Here is a 14483-nt window from a genome sequence, read left to right as displayed (position 1 = left end):
ACCATAGAAAGAGTGAAACTGTGAGTGATACTTATTTGGAAAACGAAGATTTTGTTACTTTCTATATCGCTGGCCAGCTTTTTGGTGTTCCGGTTTTAAGTGTACAGGATATCATTAATCCTCAGCGTATTACGCCGATTCCTTTAGCACCGCCCGAGATTGCGGGGTCTTTGAATTTGCGCGGACGTATTGTAACTGCAATTGATGTTAGGAAACGGTTGGGGTTACCTGCACGCAAAGAAAAAGAGTCGATGAGCATCGTTGTTGAGAATGGTCATGACCTTTACAGCTTGATGGTGGATAGTGTCGGTGAAGTTCTTGGGGTGGACGAAAGTTCGTTTGAACGAAATCCACCTACACTTGACCAGCGCTTTCGGGATTACTCGCAAGGAATTTATCGTCTGGATGGTAAGCTTCTTGTCATTCTGGATGTAAACAGATTCTTAGATTATGGACGAAATGCGGACGCAGCATAATAATTTTTTATTAGTTCAGTAGAGTTCGGTTATTTTGGGTATTCAAAAACAAGTTGGAGCAAAAATATGAAGACCTGTTTGGTTGTCGATGACTCCAAGGTCGTGCGAATGGTTGCGCGGAAAATTCTTGAAGGATTAAACTTTAACATCGAAGAAGCAGAGGACGGTCAAAAAGCCTTAGACGCATGTAACGCATCCATGCCTGACGCTGTTTTACTCGACTGGAACATGCCTGTAAAAGATGGGTTGGAGTTCCTCAAGGATCTGAGGGCGATTCAAAATGTTGAACAGCCAATTGTTGTTTTCTGTACGACAGAGAATGACATGCAGCACATACAACAAGCTATAGCTGCGGGGGCCAATGAATATATCATGAAGCCTTTTGATAGCGATATTATTGAGTCTAAATTTATACAGGTGGGCCTTATTTAATGCCCTTGTCGATGAATACATCCACTACTGATCAAGGCGGTAAGTCCGATAATGCGTATCGGATTATGGTAGTTGATGATTCTGCAGTTATTCGGGGACTCCTCACCAGAATTCTAGAGAGCGATCCACAAGTTTCTGTAGTTGAATCTGTATCTAATGGTGAAATCGCAGTTAAACGTTTAGAAAATCAAAATATCGATGTTGTTGTTTTGGACATCGAGATGCCGGTTATGGACGGTCTGACGGCTTTACCAAAGCTGCTTCAGGTTAAACCTGATGTTCAAGTCATCATGGCATCGACACTGACACGAAAAAACGCGGAAATAAGCTTGAAGGCGATGCGCTTGGGCGCTGCCGATTATATCCCGAAGCCAACCAGTTCTGGTGAACTGACCAAGGCCAGTGATTTTAAACACGAACTTGTAGAAAAGGTTAAGGCACTGGGGCAGGTAGCAAGAGCTAGCCAAAAAGCGCCCTTACCATCTGCGGCTAAATCACAGCAAGGGGCAGTAAGTTCATCAGCCCTAAAGCCAAGAGAAACAGCGGCTGCTCCGTCGAGTTTGTATCCCAGTAAAACAATTACACTTCGTAAAGACACTATTACAAAGCCGGATGTTCTTGCTATTGGAAGCTCAACAGGAGGGCCCCAAGCCCTGTTTGATGTGCTTGGTAATTTGGGAACAATTACCCAGCCGGTGGTTATTACACAGCACATGCCAGCCACTTTTACAGCTTTGCTTGCGGAACATATTGCAAGGGTTTCAAGTATGCCAAGTAAAGAAGGTGAAGATGGCGAGGTCATTAAAGGTGGACACATCTATCTTGCTCCAGGCGGGTATCATATGGTTTTTGAAAAACAAGGGGTGAATACGGTGATTCGCCTGAACCAAGAACCACCCGAAAACTTCTGTCGGCCTGCGGTCGATCCTATGCTCAGAAGTTTATCTAAAATTTATGGCTCCCGTCTTTTGGTTCTAATTCTTACCGGGATGGGAAGTGATGGTTTACGAGGTTCAGAAGTAGTAACGGCGGCCGGTGGTTCCGTTATTGCTCAGGACGAACAAACAAGTGTGGTGTGGGGGATGCCAGGTGCGGTAGCAACTGCAGGACTCTGTTCCGCGGTTCTTCCAATCAAGGAGATGGCGTCAAATGTACGACAACTTGTTATGAGGTCGGCGGCATGAACGTGAGTGATTTTGATTTTATTTCGCAATTTTTAAAGAAACGTTCTGGTTTGGTCCTGAGTCAGGATAAAGCCTATCTGTTGGAAAGTCGCTTGAACCCTGTTGCTCGCAAATGGAGCATGAGCGGTTTTGACGAACTTGTTCAAAAGGTTCGTGCGACGAATGACGAACGTATTCTTAATGACATCACGGAAGCAATGACGACAAATGAATCGTTTTTCTTCCGTGATCAAAAACCTTTTGATCAGTTTAAAGATCTGGTGCTTCCGCATATGCTGGAGAAAAGAGCTTCGAGTAAAACAATACGAATTTGGTCGGCAGCGTGTTCCAGTGGGCAAGAGCCTTATACCTTGGCGATGCTTTTGAAAGAAGCAGGGCCAGCCCTTGCAGGATGGAAGATAGAGATCATTGCGACGGATCTCTCTAATGAAATTCTGAACAAGGCCAAAGAGGGTGTTTACACGCAGTTTGAAGTACAAAGAGGATTGCCGATCAATCTTCTTGTAAAGTATTTCCAACAAAATGGGGATCGCTGGCAGATAGACAGTTCTATCCGCAATATGGTGACTTTCAAGCCTTTTAACCTTCTTGAAAGCCCGGCAATGCTCGGTAAGTTTGATATCGTTTTTTGTCGTAATGTGCTTATTTATTTCGATCAACCAACTAAATCGGTTGTTTTGAAAAACATTGCGAAGCAAATGCCAGATGATGGTTTCTTATATCTGGGCGGTGCAGAAACAGTTCTTGGTATTTCTGACGAATTTCAGCTTATTCCTGGGAAAAGAGGAATATATGGTCTGGTTCGCAATGGTGAGTTGGTGAACAAGGCTGCTGTTTAAGCGATTGCTAAAAGCTGGAAAGTAAAAAGTAAAAGGACCTCTGAATTTAATTCAGAGGTCCTTTTTGATAGGCTGATTTTTTTTAATAAATTCAGCCTAAAATTTTCTTAAAAGAAAAATTTAGGCTGAAGCAAGTTGCGGTGTATCCGCACTGCTTTCAACAGGATCACGCAGAACATATCCGCGTCCCCATACAGTTTCGATATAGTTCTCACCGCCTGTGGCATTTGACAGTTTTTTACGTAGTTTGCAGACAAAAACGTCAATGATTTTTAACTCAGGCTCATCCATGCCACCATACAGGTGGTTGAGGAACATCTCTTTTGTAAGGGTTGTGCCTTTACGGAGAGAAAGGAGCTCTAGAATTCCGTACTCTTTACCCGTTAGGTGAAGCAGCTTGTTTTCAACTTCGACTGTTCTTGTGTCCAAGTTTACCTTGAGTTTTCCAGTGTTGATAACAGAAGCAGCGTGCCCTTTTGAGCGGCGTACAATCGCTTGGATACGCGCGATAAGTTCTCGTTTATCAAAGGGTTTTGTCAGATAATCATCAGCACCAAAACCGAGACCTTTGATTTTGTCATCCAGACCGTTCAGGCCGGACAGAATCAGAATTGGAGTTTCAACTCTAGATGCCCGAAGACGACGAATGACTTCATAGCCATCCATATCAGGTAACATCAGATCAAGAATGATAATGTCGTAATCGTAAATTTTACCTATTTCGAGCCCGTCTTCGCCCATGTCTGTCGTGTCGCAGACATAGCCTTCTGACTTGAGCATCATTTCGATGCCTTGGGCTGTTGGGGCATCATCTTCTACTAGCAAGACTCGCATGTTCAAATTCCGGTTGTTAATGTTTGTTAAACCAATATCAATATTGTTAACCATTTTCGGTAATGAATATTAACAAAATCTTACCAAGGTTGTTTAAAAGTTAAAAATACCCGAAAATTTAGAACAAATTTTACACAATAGGACTATTTTTCTGCCAAAATTGATTTTTTGGAAAGAATTTCCGGTTAAGCTGCTATTAAAACAAATGTGTAAAAATAGTGTCGATATTTATAGAACTCAGCCATAGATATTTAGAAAGAGAATATCTGGTTGCTACATAATTAATATTTTTTACAGGGTATAGAATTCAGAATGCCTCTCAAAAGTTTAACCAGAGAGATATCAGACCTCTCGGATTATCAGGTATATGGAAGAGTGTCCGGTGTTCTGGGGATGCTGGTTGAATTGTCAGGTCTTGATCGACTGTTGGTGATCGGTTCACGTTGTATCTTGATTGCAAAAGATGAAAGACGTGTCCCTTGCGAGGTTATCGGTTTCAGACAAGGCCACGCGTTATTACTACCTTTTGGTTCTTTGGACGGTATTGGATTGGGGTGTAAAGCAATTCTTGCTTCGAGCGAGCCATCTATCCATCCATCTGAAGCATGGCTTGGAAGAGTTGTTAATGCCTTGGGCGAACCGATTGACGGTAAGGGTCCTTTGCCAATGGGACCAGATCCATACAAAGTTCGAAGCTCTCCACCCCCAGCCCACGGGCGGCAACGTGTTGGCGGTAAAATTGATCTGGGTGTCAGGGCGATCAATACCTTCCTGTCTTGTTGTCAGGGACAGCGCATGGGGATCTTTGCAGGATCGGGGGTCGGAAAATCTGTATTGTTGTCTATGCTGGCACGCTATACATCCTTGGATGTCAACGTTATCGGTTTGATTGGTGAACGCGGCCGAGAAGTTCAGGAATGGCTTGAGGACGATTTAGGGCCAGAAGGACTTGCCCGCTCAGTGGTCGTTGTCGCTACTTCAGACGAGCCACCGTTGATGCGGCGCCAGGCTGCTTACATGACAATGGCGCTATCAGAGTACTTTAGGGATAATGGCCGGGATGTACTGTGTCTTATGGACTCTGTCACTCGTTTTGCCATGTCTATGCGTGAAATTGGTCTTTCTGCTGGTGAACCCCCTGCGAGTAAAGGCTATACACCATCGGTTTTTGCAGAGCTTCCACAGCTTTTGGAACGCGCAGGACCAGGAGTTAAAGCGCAGGGATCAATCACAGGGCTTTTCACCGTTTTGGTTGAAGGCGATGATCACAACGAGCCGATTGCCGATGCTGTTCGCGGTATTCTTGACGGTCATATTATTCTTGATCGTGCGATTGCTGAACGAAACAGGTTCCCAGCAATTAATCTATTGCGTAGTGTTTCGCGTACAATGCCCGGGTGTAATACAGACGCAGAGAACGAGTTGGTAACCCGTGGGCGCCAATTGCTTTCTACTTATGACAATATGGCAGAGCTTATTCGCATCGGTGCTTATACCGAAGGATCTGACCCTGTAATTGATGAAGCTATTGCGCACCATGGTGGATTGGAAGCCTTTTTGACACAAGGTAAGTATGAAGAAAGTAACCTTGCAATCGGGTATGAACAGCTCGCGGCCGCAGTTGGTCTGCCTTGGGGACAAGGAGGCGATCCGGCAGTTGAATTTAATCCGAATGCTGAGGTGCTCGGGCAGGAAACTGGCCAGATGCCACCCCAAGGACAACAGAATATAGATGGAACGGGGATTGAATCATGAAGACCCCAATTGACAGTATTGTAAGGGTGCATAGCTGGAAGTTGGATGAAGCCCAGCAAAAGCTCGCTGATCTGGAAAGCTTGGGGATCAAGTTAGAACAAGATATTGAAAAATTGGATGCTGAAGTTGCTAGAGAGCAGGACTTCGCGTCACAACACCCTGATATGGCGCAGACTTATCCTGCCTATGCTGAAGCTGCACGCGAACGGCGTAAGCGTTTGGAGACATCCATTGAAGAAGTCATAACCTTGAAGGCGATTGCGCAACAAGAGTTACATGAAATCTATCAGGATCTGAAGAAATACGAAGAAGCGCAGGCAAATGACATTAAACGGCAGCAGGATGTTCTAAAGAAAAAAGAACAAGCCGCCTTTGATGAAATGGGTATACAACAATATAGGCGACGCAAAGCATCAGAAAATAATTAATGCCCTTCAATCTGATGAATGTCTAATTGAAGGTCAGTTTATCAACTGTTGATTTTGAGCTCTTCAACGAGCCACTTATGAAATGTTTTAACCTTATTGCTTTCGGCAAGTTCAGGTTTGCATACGAGATACCAATCACCGCTATGACAGGTTTTATCCCCAAAGGGTTTTACGAGGGGGCTATTAATATCTCGGGGGGTCGCAAAGGGACTGTTTGTCATCGCAATTCCACGGCCCTTGTTTGCAGCTTCTAGAGCAAGAAGATAGTTGTCAAAGGTAATAGCCTGATCCGGAGCCCAGTCTGAGATCCCTTCTTGCTGAAACCACATCGCCCAATCATGGTTATGGTTAAAGAGTTGTAGAATGTCGTGGTGAAGGAGATCTTTTGGCTCGTGAATTGGGTGTTCGCCTGTTATCAAATCTTTGTGGCACATGGGGGATAGATGTGCTTCTGCCAAGTGATAATAGACAAGGTCCTTATCTTTTTTCGCAGCCCATATAATGCCAACATCTGTCCCTGTTCGATCAAAAGTCCAATCAAGATACGCTGTGTTTATCTGTGCCTGAATGCCTTTACTTACTTTATAAAATTCGTGAATTCTGGGAAGTAACCAAAACATAGCAACAGTTATGTATACCTGTACAAGTAGGGTTTTTGGGCGTTCGAGTGATTGCACCAAACGCGCGCCGTCCGCGATCCGGTCAAAGCTGTCGATTAGTATTGGTAAATAGAGTTTACCTGCTTCTGTGAGAACGACATTCCGTCCGGCACGGGCAAATAAGCTTACACCGAGTTGATCTTCTAGATTTTTGATGTGATGACTGATTGCTGAATGCGTGATGTTGAGCTCTTCGGATGCAAGACGAAAATTCAAATGTCTGGCAGCAGATTCAAAAGCGCGAAGTGCGTTTAAATTTGGCAGGTATCTTTTCTTCAGCAATATCAAAACCTTCAAGTATAGAGTGTGAATAATCTGGGTAACTATCCAAATCTTTTACGATTATGGCACAAAGTCAATTTTAAATGGTGAGTAAAAGTGACCATTTGGTGAAAAAGGATCATTTGTCCGATTTAAAACTGAAGCTAACAATGGACACAAATATCTGCTCCGGAGACACTCATGAGTGAAGTTGCTGTTTCATCCCGTCGTAGGGGAGGTCGTCAAGCCCGTCAAGCCTTGCGTGCTGCACCACTAGCCGAAGATAAACGCGCTATCCAGCCCGGCTTGGAAAGTGGTAATTATAAAGCTCTCAATGATTTACAGATAAAGCGTATTCATACTGCGGTTTTGGATGTGTTAGAAAATATTGGTTTAGCTGATGCAATTCCAAGCTGCATCGATGTTGTTACTGCCGCTGGTGGGGTGCTGAAAGACAATGGTCGTTTGACTTTTCCACGGGCTCTTGTCGAAGATATGCTGGTGAAAGTTAACCGTAATGTCGTCTTGCATGGACAGGATCCAAAGCACGATATGGATCTGTCGGGTAGTAAAACCTATTTTGGCACAGCGGGCGCAGCGGTTCATATGGTCGACGCCAATACTGGGGATTATCGCGAGTCCACCACGCAAGATCTTTATGATATCGCGCGTATGGTGGATAAGCTGGACAACATTCATTTCTTTCAACGTTCAGTGGTTTGCCGGGATCTGGCAGATCCCTTTGATATGGATTTTAACACATGTTATGCGGCCATTTCGGGGACGACCAAACATGTCGGGTCAAGTTGGGTTGAACCAAGCCATATCGAAAAGTCTTTGGAAATGCTGCACATAGTTGCTGGTGGGGAAGACAATTGGCGGGAACGTCCCTTTGTTAGTATGTCGAATTGCTTTGTTGTGCCGCCCCTTAAGTTTGCAGAAGATGCATGTAAATGTATGGAAGTCGCAGTACGGGGTGGCATGCCCGTGCTTATGTTATCGGCTGGGCAGGCGGGAGCAACATCCCCAGCTTCATTAGCAGGGTCGGTTGTACAGGAAGTTGCCGAAGTTCTTGCCGGCCTTGTTTATGTGAATGCGATTCAGCCCGGCGCACCAGCAATTTTTGGTACTTGGCCTTTTGTTTCTGATTTAAGAACGGGTGCAATGAGCGGTGGTAGCGGAGAACAAGCTCTGTTGGTGGCAGCTTGCGCCCAGATGGGACGTTTCTATGATTTACCGACGGGTGTTCCCAGTGGAATGTGTGATTCGAAAGTTCCTGATTATCAGGCCGGGGCTGAAAAAGGGTACAATCATGCCGTAACTGGAAATTCAGGAACTAATCTGGTTTATGAAGCGGCGGGCATGCATGCCAGTCTTCTGGGCATGTGTATGGAAAGCCTTGTACTCGATAACGATACTATTGGATCTGTTCTACGGACAGTTAGGGGGATTGATGTCAATGAAGACACTCTGTCAATTGAAGCGATCCGCCAAGTTTGCGAAGAAGGTCCCGGACATTATCTTGGGTCGGATCAAACTCTATCGGTTATGGAAACAGAGTATTTTTATCCCGAAACATCTGATCGCAGTAGCCCCAATGAATGGGTTGAAAAAGAGCGACCAACATCTCTATCCAAGGCGACAAAAATTGTTCAGAAAACAATGAACAGTCATTTTCCTCGCCATATCAATGATGAAATGGATCAAAAAATCAGGGCAGAATTTGACATCAAGTTGCCCCGAGATCTGATGAGCGCAAAATAAAGACTTATAATCTAGTTTTAGCGATCTGAATTAAACTAATCCAAGTTCGATCAAAAATAAATGATAAGAAAAACAGGAAGTGAATTATGAAAAGCCATGCAAGAGTTGTCATTATAGGTGGCGGAGCTGTCGGCTGTAGCGCTGCGTATCATCTGGCAAAGATGGGATGTAAAGATGTTGTTATTTTAGAAATGGATGAGCTGACATCGGGTTCTACATGGCATGCAGCAGGAAATTGCCCAACATATTCTGGCAGTGTCAACATTATGAAGATGCAGCACTATGGCGTTGAGCTTTATAATCGATTAGCAGAAGAGGTCGATTACCCAATTAATTATACCCGTACAGGTTCTGTTCGCTTGGCGCAGAGTGATGAACGCATGTTTGAATTCAAGCATGTTCAAGCCATGGCAAAGGCTCAGGGTTTGGAATATGATATTCTGACGCCTGATGAGATGAAGGATTATTATCCCTATCTGGAAACACATGATTGTGTCGGGGGATTATGGGATCCTTTGGACGGGGATATTGATCCAAGCCAGTTAACGCAAGCCTATGCAAAAGGTGCACGTGACCTGGGCGTCAAAATCCATCGATTTAATCGCGTGACAGCTATTTCACAGACGCCAAATGGTGAGTGGCGTGTAGATTGTGAAAAGGGATCTGTTACGTGTGAGAAGGTGATTAATGCAGGCGGATATCGTGGTGGAGAAATCGCTGCCATGGTTGGTCAATATATCCCCATTGTTACCTTGTCTCACCAATACCTTGTAACGGATGCGATCCCTGAGCTGGAAGCGCTGGATAAGAAATTACCACTCTTCAGGGATCCTGATGATAGTTACTACCTCCGTCAGGAGCGCGCCGGACTTATTCTTGGCCCGTATGAATGGAAAGCGACGCCTTATTGGCTAGATGGTTTGCCTGAAAATTTTGCCTCACAATTGTGGAGTGACGATCTCGATCGAATTGAATGGTACATTGGGCAGGCTATGGCGCGTGTTCCTATCCTTGAGAAGGGTGGCGTTTCCCGCGTTATAAACGGGCCAATTCCTTATACTCCGGATGGATTACCTTATATTGGACCAGCCTATGGACTGGATAACTTTTACCATTGTTGTGGTTTTAGTTTTGGTATTACCCAATCTGGTGGAGCAGGTAAAATTATTGCAGAGCAAGTTCTGGAAGGTGAGTCCGAATGGGATATGTGGATGCTGGATCCGCGTCGATATACGGACTATGCCACGCAAAAATATGTGGTTGAAAAGGCGATTGAAGTTTACCAGAACGAATATGCTATTCCTTTCCCGCATGAAGAACGTCCTGCAGGGCGCCCCGCAAAGATGACCCCCGTTTATGAAAAGCTAAAGCAAAAGGGGGCTTTCTTTGGTGCAAGAGGTGGCTGGGAACGTGCTGTATGGTTCCCGCAAACAGACCGGCCGGACGCGCAAACTGTTTCGTTTTTGGATGAGCGCAGAAATTGGAATGACGCGGTCAAGTTTGAATGTAAGGCTGTGCGAGAACGCGTCGGAGTATTGGATCTTGGCGGGTTCACGAAATATGAAGTTACCGGTCCGGGGGCAACTGCATGGCTTGATTATATGATTGCGGGAAAAATGCCTAAGATTGGTGGCATGTCCTTGTCATATTTCCTTTCCCGTAAAGGGCATGTAATGACAGAAATGACCATCACGAGATTGGCGGAAGATCATTATTGGCTTATTTCTGCTGGTGCCGGTGAATGGCACGATGAAGATTGGCTTCTTTCAAACATGCCGGGCGATGGTTCTGTCGAATTTGAAAACCTGACGGATCGCTATGGAACTTTGGTGGTGGCGGGGCCACGTTCTAGGGATTTGCTCAGCAAGATCACCAAAACTGAACTGTCTAACAAGGCTTTCCCGTGGCTTACGACACAAGGCATGGAAATTGGATACTGCCCCGATGTGCTGGCGATGCGGGTGAACTATGTTGGTGAACTCGGATGGGAGTTACATGTTCCAATGGAGTTTTTGGGGCAGGTATATGATGACGTAATGGAGGCGGGGGAAGAATATGGCGTTTCTGACTTTGGTCTCTATGCTATGGATTCATTGCGTCTAGAGAAGTGTTATCGGTCGTGGAAAGTTGATATCATTCATGAATATACGCCTTTCGAATTGTCATTGGATCGGTTTGTTGATTTGGATAAAGGTCCATTCTTGGGACGTGAGGCTCTAAAACAACATCTTGAGAATGGTATCAAAGAAAGGTTTGTTCCTTTGATTATTGATACAACTATTGCTGAAGCACCTTATTGTTCCCCAATTTACAAAGGCGATGAAATCGTTGGGATATCTTCTTCTGGCGGATATGGGCATACAATTAAAAAGAATATTGCCCTGAGTTTTGTGAGAACTGATTTGGCCGTGGAAGGGACTGAACTTGAAGTTAGCATTCTTGGGAAACGCTATCCAGCGGTTGTGTCTAGTGAACCACTATATGATCCGAAGAATAGAAAGCTTCGTGATCTAGAGTAACTTTAATTACATAGATAAAATACTCAGAGATTAAGCACTTCGGCATGAAGTGAGATATTCATCACTCTTCATGCCGAAGGTGTCTTGATCGCGGTATTGGAGCGGAGCGGGTTAAGCCATGGTGCTGTTATGAGAGCCTGCAATTAATTTTTGAGAGCTTTGAGTTAGTTTTTCCCAATTTTCCGAAACTTCAAATGAAAGTTTCCCGGCAAATCCAGTGGCCTCGTTTGCGCCGTAAAACAGGTCAGATATTTTAACTTCCATTGTTTTGGGAAGACTGTTTCTACTTCTGATAACGAGATCAAAACGTCCTTTTTTTACGAGGCCATCGAATTGCATCTCGCCATCACGGCTCATTTCTACTTCTAACTTAAAGCGTGTTACTTCTTCTCGTTCCAAGTTGCCGCGTCCTTGCTTGTCATGCTCACGGTCTCGAACAAACAGGTTTGCCTGATGTAATTGGCTATCGTGAAGAATAGGCAGTTGAGTCATACGCCATTCTCCCTGTCCTGTCTCGACGGGTCTTGTGATGAGAGAGCTTTCGGAGGTTAATTGCTGTGCCAGTTCAGGACGGCCCGCAGCACGGAGTAAGGAGAGAGTATCTTCGCCAGCCCAACCTTTTGGTGCGCCGGATTTAAGGGCATTCAGGAATAATAAAATTCCAGATGTTAATGCAGAACCTTTTTGAGGAAGATGGCTTGCGAGTGCATTAAATTGCCCCTGTTGCCCCAAAGTGGTCAATGCACTTTGAAGAACTTGGCGCAAGTCCTGTCCCAGTTGGGTTGGTGTTGATGCTATACGAGAACCGTCGCCTATTTTTATTCCCTCTGAATCATCCAACGAAAGCAGAGTGAGGGATATCTGTGTTCCTACGGGCAAGGAAGCCTTGATCGCAAGTTGAATTGTGCCAATGGCAGTTTGAACCACAGGATTGCCTTGAGTATTTCCTGTTACCGTGGCTTTCAATATGGTTGCGGGCTGTGATGTTACGGACGTATTTGGTAGAGATGCTGTTGAACTTGGTTGTTGCGTTGAAGTTTGAGAGAAGCCAGGTGTAACTTGCGGTGCGGCGCTTTTGGGGGGAGGGCCCAATACTTCCATTCTAACGGAAATTTGCGTGGCGATTTGTAAGTTTTGAAGTGTCTTGGGGAGAGGAACAGCAGCACTGCTTGTTGGTTTACTGATAAGAGTTGCTTGAATTTGGTGGCTTAGGCTTAGCTTATCAGTTGGATTTTGCTGGATTTGCCCCGACTGGTTTTTTGCTTTGTCACCTTGCGGCAGGATGAGGACTTCAAAGGGAGGCTTATGGGTCCTAAATTGGACAATGACTTCTGTTCCGGCAGGGAGCTTAACATTGGTGTTAACAGATAACTCGCCGAGTAAAGTTTGGACAAGTAATTGTCCTTGTGGTGTCTGTCCTTTGATTGTTCCGCTTAGTTGCTCTTGTATCTTTTGGTTTGTAAGGGTTGGGGGATAATTTGCAAGCGTACTGGCCTGAGCTGTTTGAGTTGCTCCGGATTGAGTGGTTGGTGTCGTTGCAAGGGGTAATCGGACCTTATTCATGTCCCTTTAGCAAATTCCGGGCAATCTGTTCTACGCGTTCTGCAGCGGTTGATGATGGATATCTTACCAGCAGAGGTGTTTGATTGCGAATTGCTTCCTTTACCTTATTGTCTCGAACAATAATACCTGCAAGTGGCGGTGTAATCTTCAAGAAGGATTCACAAGCCTTGCGAATGGTATTGTAGGTCTTGTGCCCGTCATGTTCTGTTTCTGCCATGTTCACGATAACACGTAGGTCTGCATCAGGGCGTTGCATTTTTGTCAGCTTAATAAAAGCATATGCATCTGTGAGTGAAGTTGGCTCATCTGTTGTGATGACCAAGCAGACTTGAGCTTGTGATGCAAGTTGACGTACGGTTCTGTCAATTCCTGCACCAAGGTCCAAAATAATCCGATCATAAGATTGGGACAGATTTGCTAGATCCGTTGTCAGACTGTTCAAACGAGGCGCAGGAAGGTTCGCTAAATTACCAGAGCCTGATCGTCCCGCTACAACGTCAAAGCCACCGTCTGGATAACGCACGGCCGCTTCTTCGAGAGAGTACCTGCCGTTTAAGACGCCCCCCATATCTTTATTCGGGGCGAGACCCAGTTGAATGTCAACGTTCGCCAGACCAAGATCGCCATCAAACAACAGCGTTCTGCACCCCAAGCTTGATAGCGCATGTGACAGAGTAATTGACAGCCATGTCTTACCGACACCACCCTTGCCTGATGCTATGGCAATCATGTTCTTGCAGAGTAATTTATTATGCAAAGATTGAACATTATGGTTTTTAGCTTGGTTCATCAGCGTGTGCCTGTTGCAAGAGAGTGCTGTTGGGATTCTAGTCTGGTAGGAAGCAATAGCCGTGCCAGAGATACTGGATTTATTGGGGATAATCCGTCTGCGATATGCGGGGATATGCCCGCAGCCATAAAGGTGAGTTCAGCACTGTGGGCTGCCGTTAATAAGCCACCAAAGCGCCGTGTCATGTCTAGTTTTGTTGGAATAATGTATTTTGTATTCAGTGATTTGAACGCAGCGGCTTTATCTGCTGTTTCATAAACATCGCCCCCGGCAGGAATGATGAGTGTCGATACGGCATTTGCGGCCTGGGCAAATTCTGCCAGATAATTCAGGGAATCATCATCAAAAGGGTTCACGCCCATTGTATCAATTAATAGCAGGTGATCAGATGGAGGTCTGTGAATAGATTCTGCAAGTTTTTCTGGTGTCTCGGCGATATCTAGATTTATTTGCAGACGATGACAGAAGGCGGCGATCTGTTCGACACCACCTGTTTTTTCTGCATCAATTGTTATAACTGTTGTTGGTATGTCTGATAATCTGGCCTTGGCGCAAAGCTTGGCAATGGTCGAGGTTTTACCATCGCCAGGGGAGCCAACGAGCATTAATGGTTTGGATAATGCCCGGCTAGGGATTTGCCCAAAGTGGAAATTGTTGTCCAATGCCCCAGCAAGAGAAATATGCCATTCTGATGCAGGAACCCCCATAGCATGTCCGACAAGCATATCGATCATTTCATGGGGAAGGCGATGAAAATCAAGTACTTCGGTTATTTCGTCGACAATATCTACATCGTCTTGAGGATCGGAAATAGAGAAATCATTCTCGGGCTCATCATCAAGTCCTGCTGTGACACGGACGCCTTGACCGGGACCTAATTCATCCGTGGAGAGAATAATCGCATCCTCACCCAAATCAAGACGGACCTGATTCATGGCATCAGGTAGATTTTCAGCGATATAGTGCTTTAATCGCATAC

Annotated in this window: 13 protein-coding genes; 8 read left to right on the top strand and 5 right to left on the bottom strand. The window is 45.1% G+C overall.

Annotated elements, in window-relative coordinates; genetic code table 11:
* The first annotated feature begins 20 nt into the window (after nt 1-20).
* From ACN0W5_RS11725 to ACN0W5_RS11710, 4 genes are all read left to right on the top strand, one after another.
* Entirely contained in the window at nt 21-476 is a 456-nt protein-coding gene (locus ACN0W5_RS11725) for a chemotaxis protein CheW (protein WP_053006163.1), read from the top strand.
* Nucleotides 477-542: 66 nt separating this feature from the next.
* The gene (locus tag ACN0W5_RS11720; RefSeq protein ID WP_299379420.1) at nt 543-908 is read left to right on the top strand and encodes a response regulator; all 366 of its coding nucleotides are present in this window, start codon (nt 543-545) and stop codon (nt 906-908) included.
* Nucleotides 909-919: 11 nt separating this feature from the next.
* The gene (locus ACN0W5_RS11715) at nt 920-2092 is read left to right on the top strand and encodes a protein-glutamate methylesterase/protein-glutamine glutaminase (protein ID WP_417454383.1); all 1173 of its coding nucleotides are present in this window, start codon (nt 920-922) and stop codon (nt 2090-2092) included.
* Nucleotides 2089-2931 carry a CheR family methyltransferase gene (locus ACN0W5_RS11710; RefSeq protein ID WP_417454282.1) on the top strand — a complete coding sequence of 281 codons (843 nt, stop codon included), beginning with the start codon at nt 2089-2091 and terminating at the stop codon, nt 2929-2931. The genes ACN0W5_RS11715 and ACN0W5_RS11710 overlap by 4 nt, the downstream gene beginning before the upstream one ends.
* Before the next feature lie 120 nt (nt 2932-3051).
* On the opposite strand, the gene ctrA is transcribed toward ACN0W5_RS11710, so the two are convergent.
* Nucleotides 3052-3765: a response regulator transcription factor CtrA gene (gene ctrA / locus ACN0W5_RS11705; protein WP_417454281.1), complete on the bottom strand. Its 714-nt coding sequence runs from the start codon at nt 3763-3765 to the stop codon at nt 3052-3054.
* 312 nt (nt 3766-4077) lie between these two features.
* Between ctrA and fliI the strand changes: the two genes are divergently transcribed.
* Nucleotides 4078-5520: a flagellar protein export ATPase FliI gene (fliI, locus tag ACN0W5_RS11700; RefSeq protein ID WP_299379407.1), complete on the top strand. Its 1443-nt coding sequence runs from the start codon at nt 4078-4080 to the stop codon at nt 5518-5520.
* The gene (locus ACN0W5_RS11695) at nt 5517-5948 is read left to right on the top strand and encodes a hypothetical protein (protein ID WP_417454280.1); all 432 of its coding nucleotides are present in this window, start codon (nt 5517-5519) and stop codon (nt 5946-5948) included. The genes fliI and ACN0W5_RS11695 overlap by 4 nt, the downstream gene beginning before the upstream one ends.
* 41 nt (nt 5949-5989) lie before the next feature.
* Here the strand turns inward: ACN0W5_RS11695 and ACN0W5_RS11690 are convergent, their stop codons facing one another.
* Nucleotides 5990-6889, bottom strand: a complete 900-nt coding sequence (locus ACN0W5_RS11690; RefSeq protein ID WP_417454279.1) for a LysR family transcriptional regulator — start codon at nt 6887-6889, stop codon at nt 5990-5992.
* A 180-nt stretch (nt 6890-7069) separates the two neighbouring features.
* Here ACN0W5_RS11690 and ACN0W5_RS11685 point away from each other — a divergent pair, with 180 nt between their 5' ends.
* Both ACN0W5_RS11685 and ACN0W5_RS11680 read left to right on the top strand, forming a co-directional pair.
* Nucleotides 7070-8632: a trimethylamine methyltransferase family protein gene (locus tag ACN0W5_RS11685; RefSeq protein ID WP_417454278.1), complete on the top strand. Its 1563-nt coding sequence runs from the start codon at nt 7070-7072 to the stop codon at nt 8630-8632.
* Nucleotides 8633-8718: 86 nt separating this feature from the next.
* Nucleotides 8719-11151 carry a GcvT family protein gene (locus ACN0W5_RS11680; RefSeq protein WP_417454277.1) on the top strand — a complete coding sequence of 811 codons (2433 nt, stop codon included), beginning with the start codon at nt 8719-8721 and terminating at the stop codon, nt 11149-11151.
* Between the two features lie 111 nt (nt 11152-11262).
* Here the strand turns inward: ACN0W5_RS11680 and ACN0W5_RS11675 are convergent, their stop codons facing one another.
* From ACN0W5_RS11675 to ACN0W5_RS11665, 3 genes are read right to left on the bottom strand one after another with little or no spacing between them, the layout of a single operon-like run.
* Nucleotides 11263-12714, bottom strand: coding sequence for a hypothetical protein (locus ACN0W5_RS11675; protein WP_417454276.1), 1452 nt, complete (start codon nt 12712-12714; stop codon nt 11263-11265).
* Nucleotides 12707-13504, bottom strand: a complete 798-nt coding sequence (locus ACN0W5_RS11670; RefSeq protein ID WP_417454275.1) for a MinD/ParA family protein — start codon at nt 13502-13504, stop codon at nt 12707-12709. Before ACN0W5_RS11670 ends, ACN0W5_RS11675 begins: the two co-directional genes overlap by 8 nt.
* Complete coding sequence (locus ACN0W5_RS11665; RefSeq protein WP_299379387.1) at nt 13504-14481, bottom strand: GTP-binding protein; 978 nt, start codon at nt 14479-14481, stop codon at nt 13504-13506. Before ACN0W5_RS11665 ends, ACN0W5_RS11670 begins: the two co-directional genes overlap by 1 nt.
* Between the last annotated feature and the right edge of the window lie 2 nt (nt 14482-14483).

The sequence above is a fragment of the Kiloniella sp. genome, from assembly GCF_048270245.1.
Classification (GTDB): Bacteria; Pseudomonadota; Alphaproteobacteria; order Kiloniellales; family Kiloniellaceae; genus Kiloniella.
This window is presented reverse-complemented; position numbering and strand designations above follow the sequence as displayed.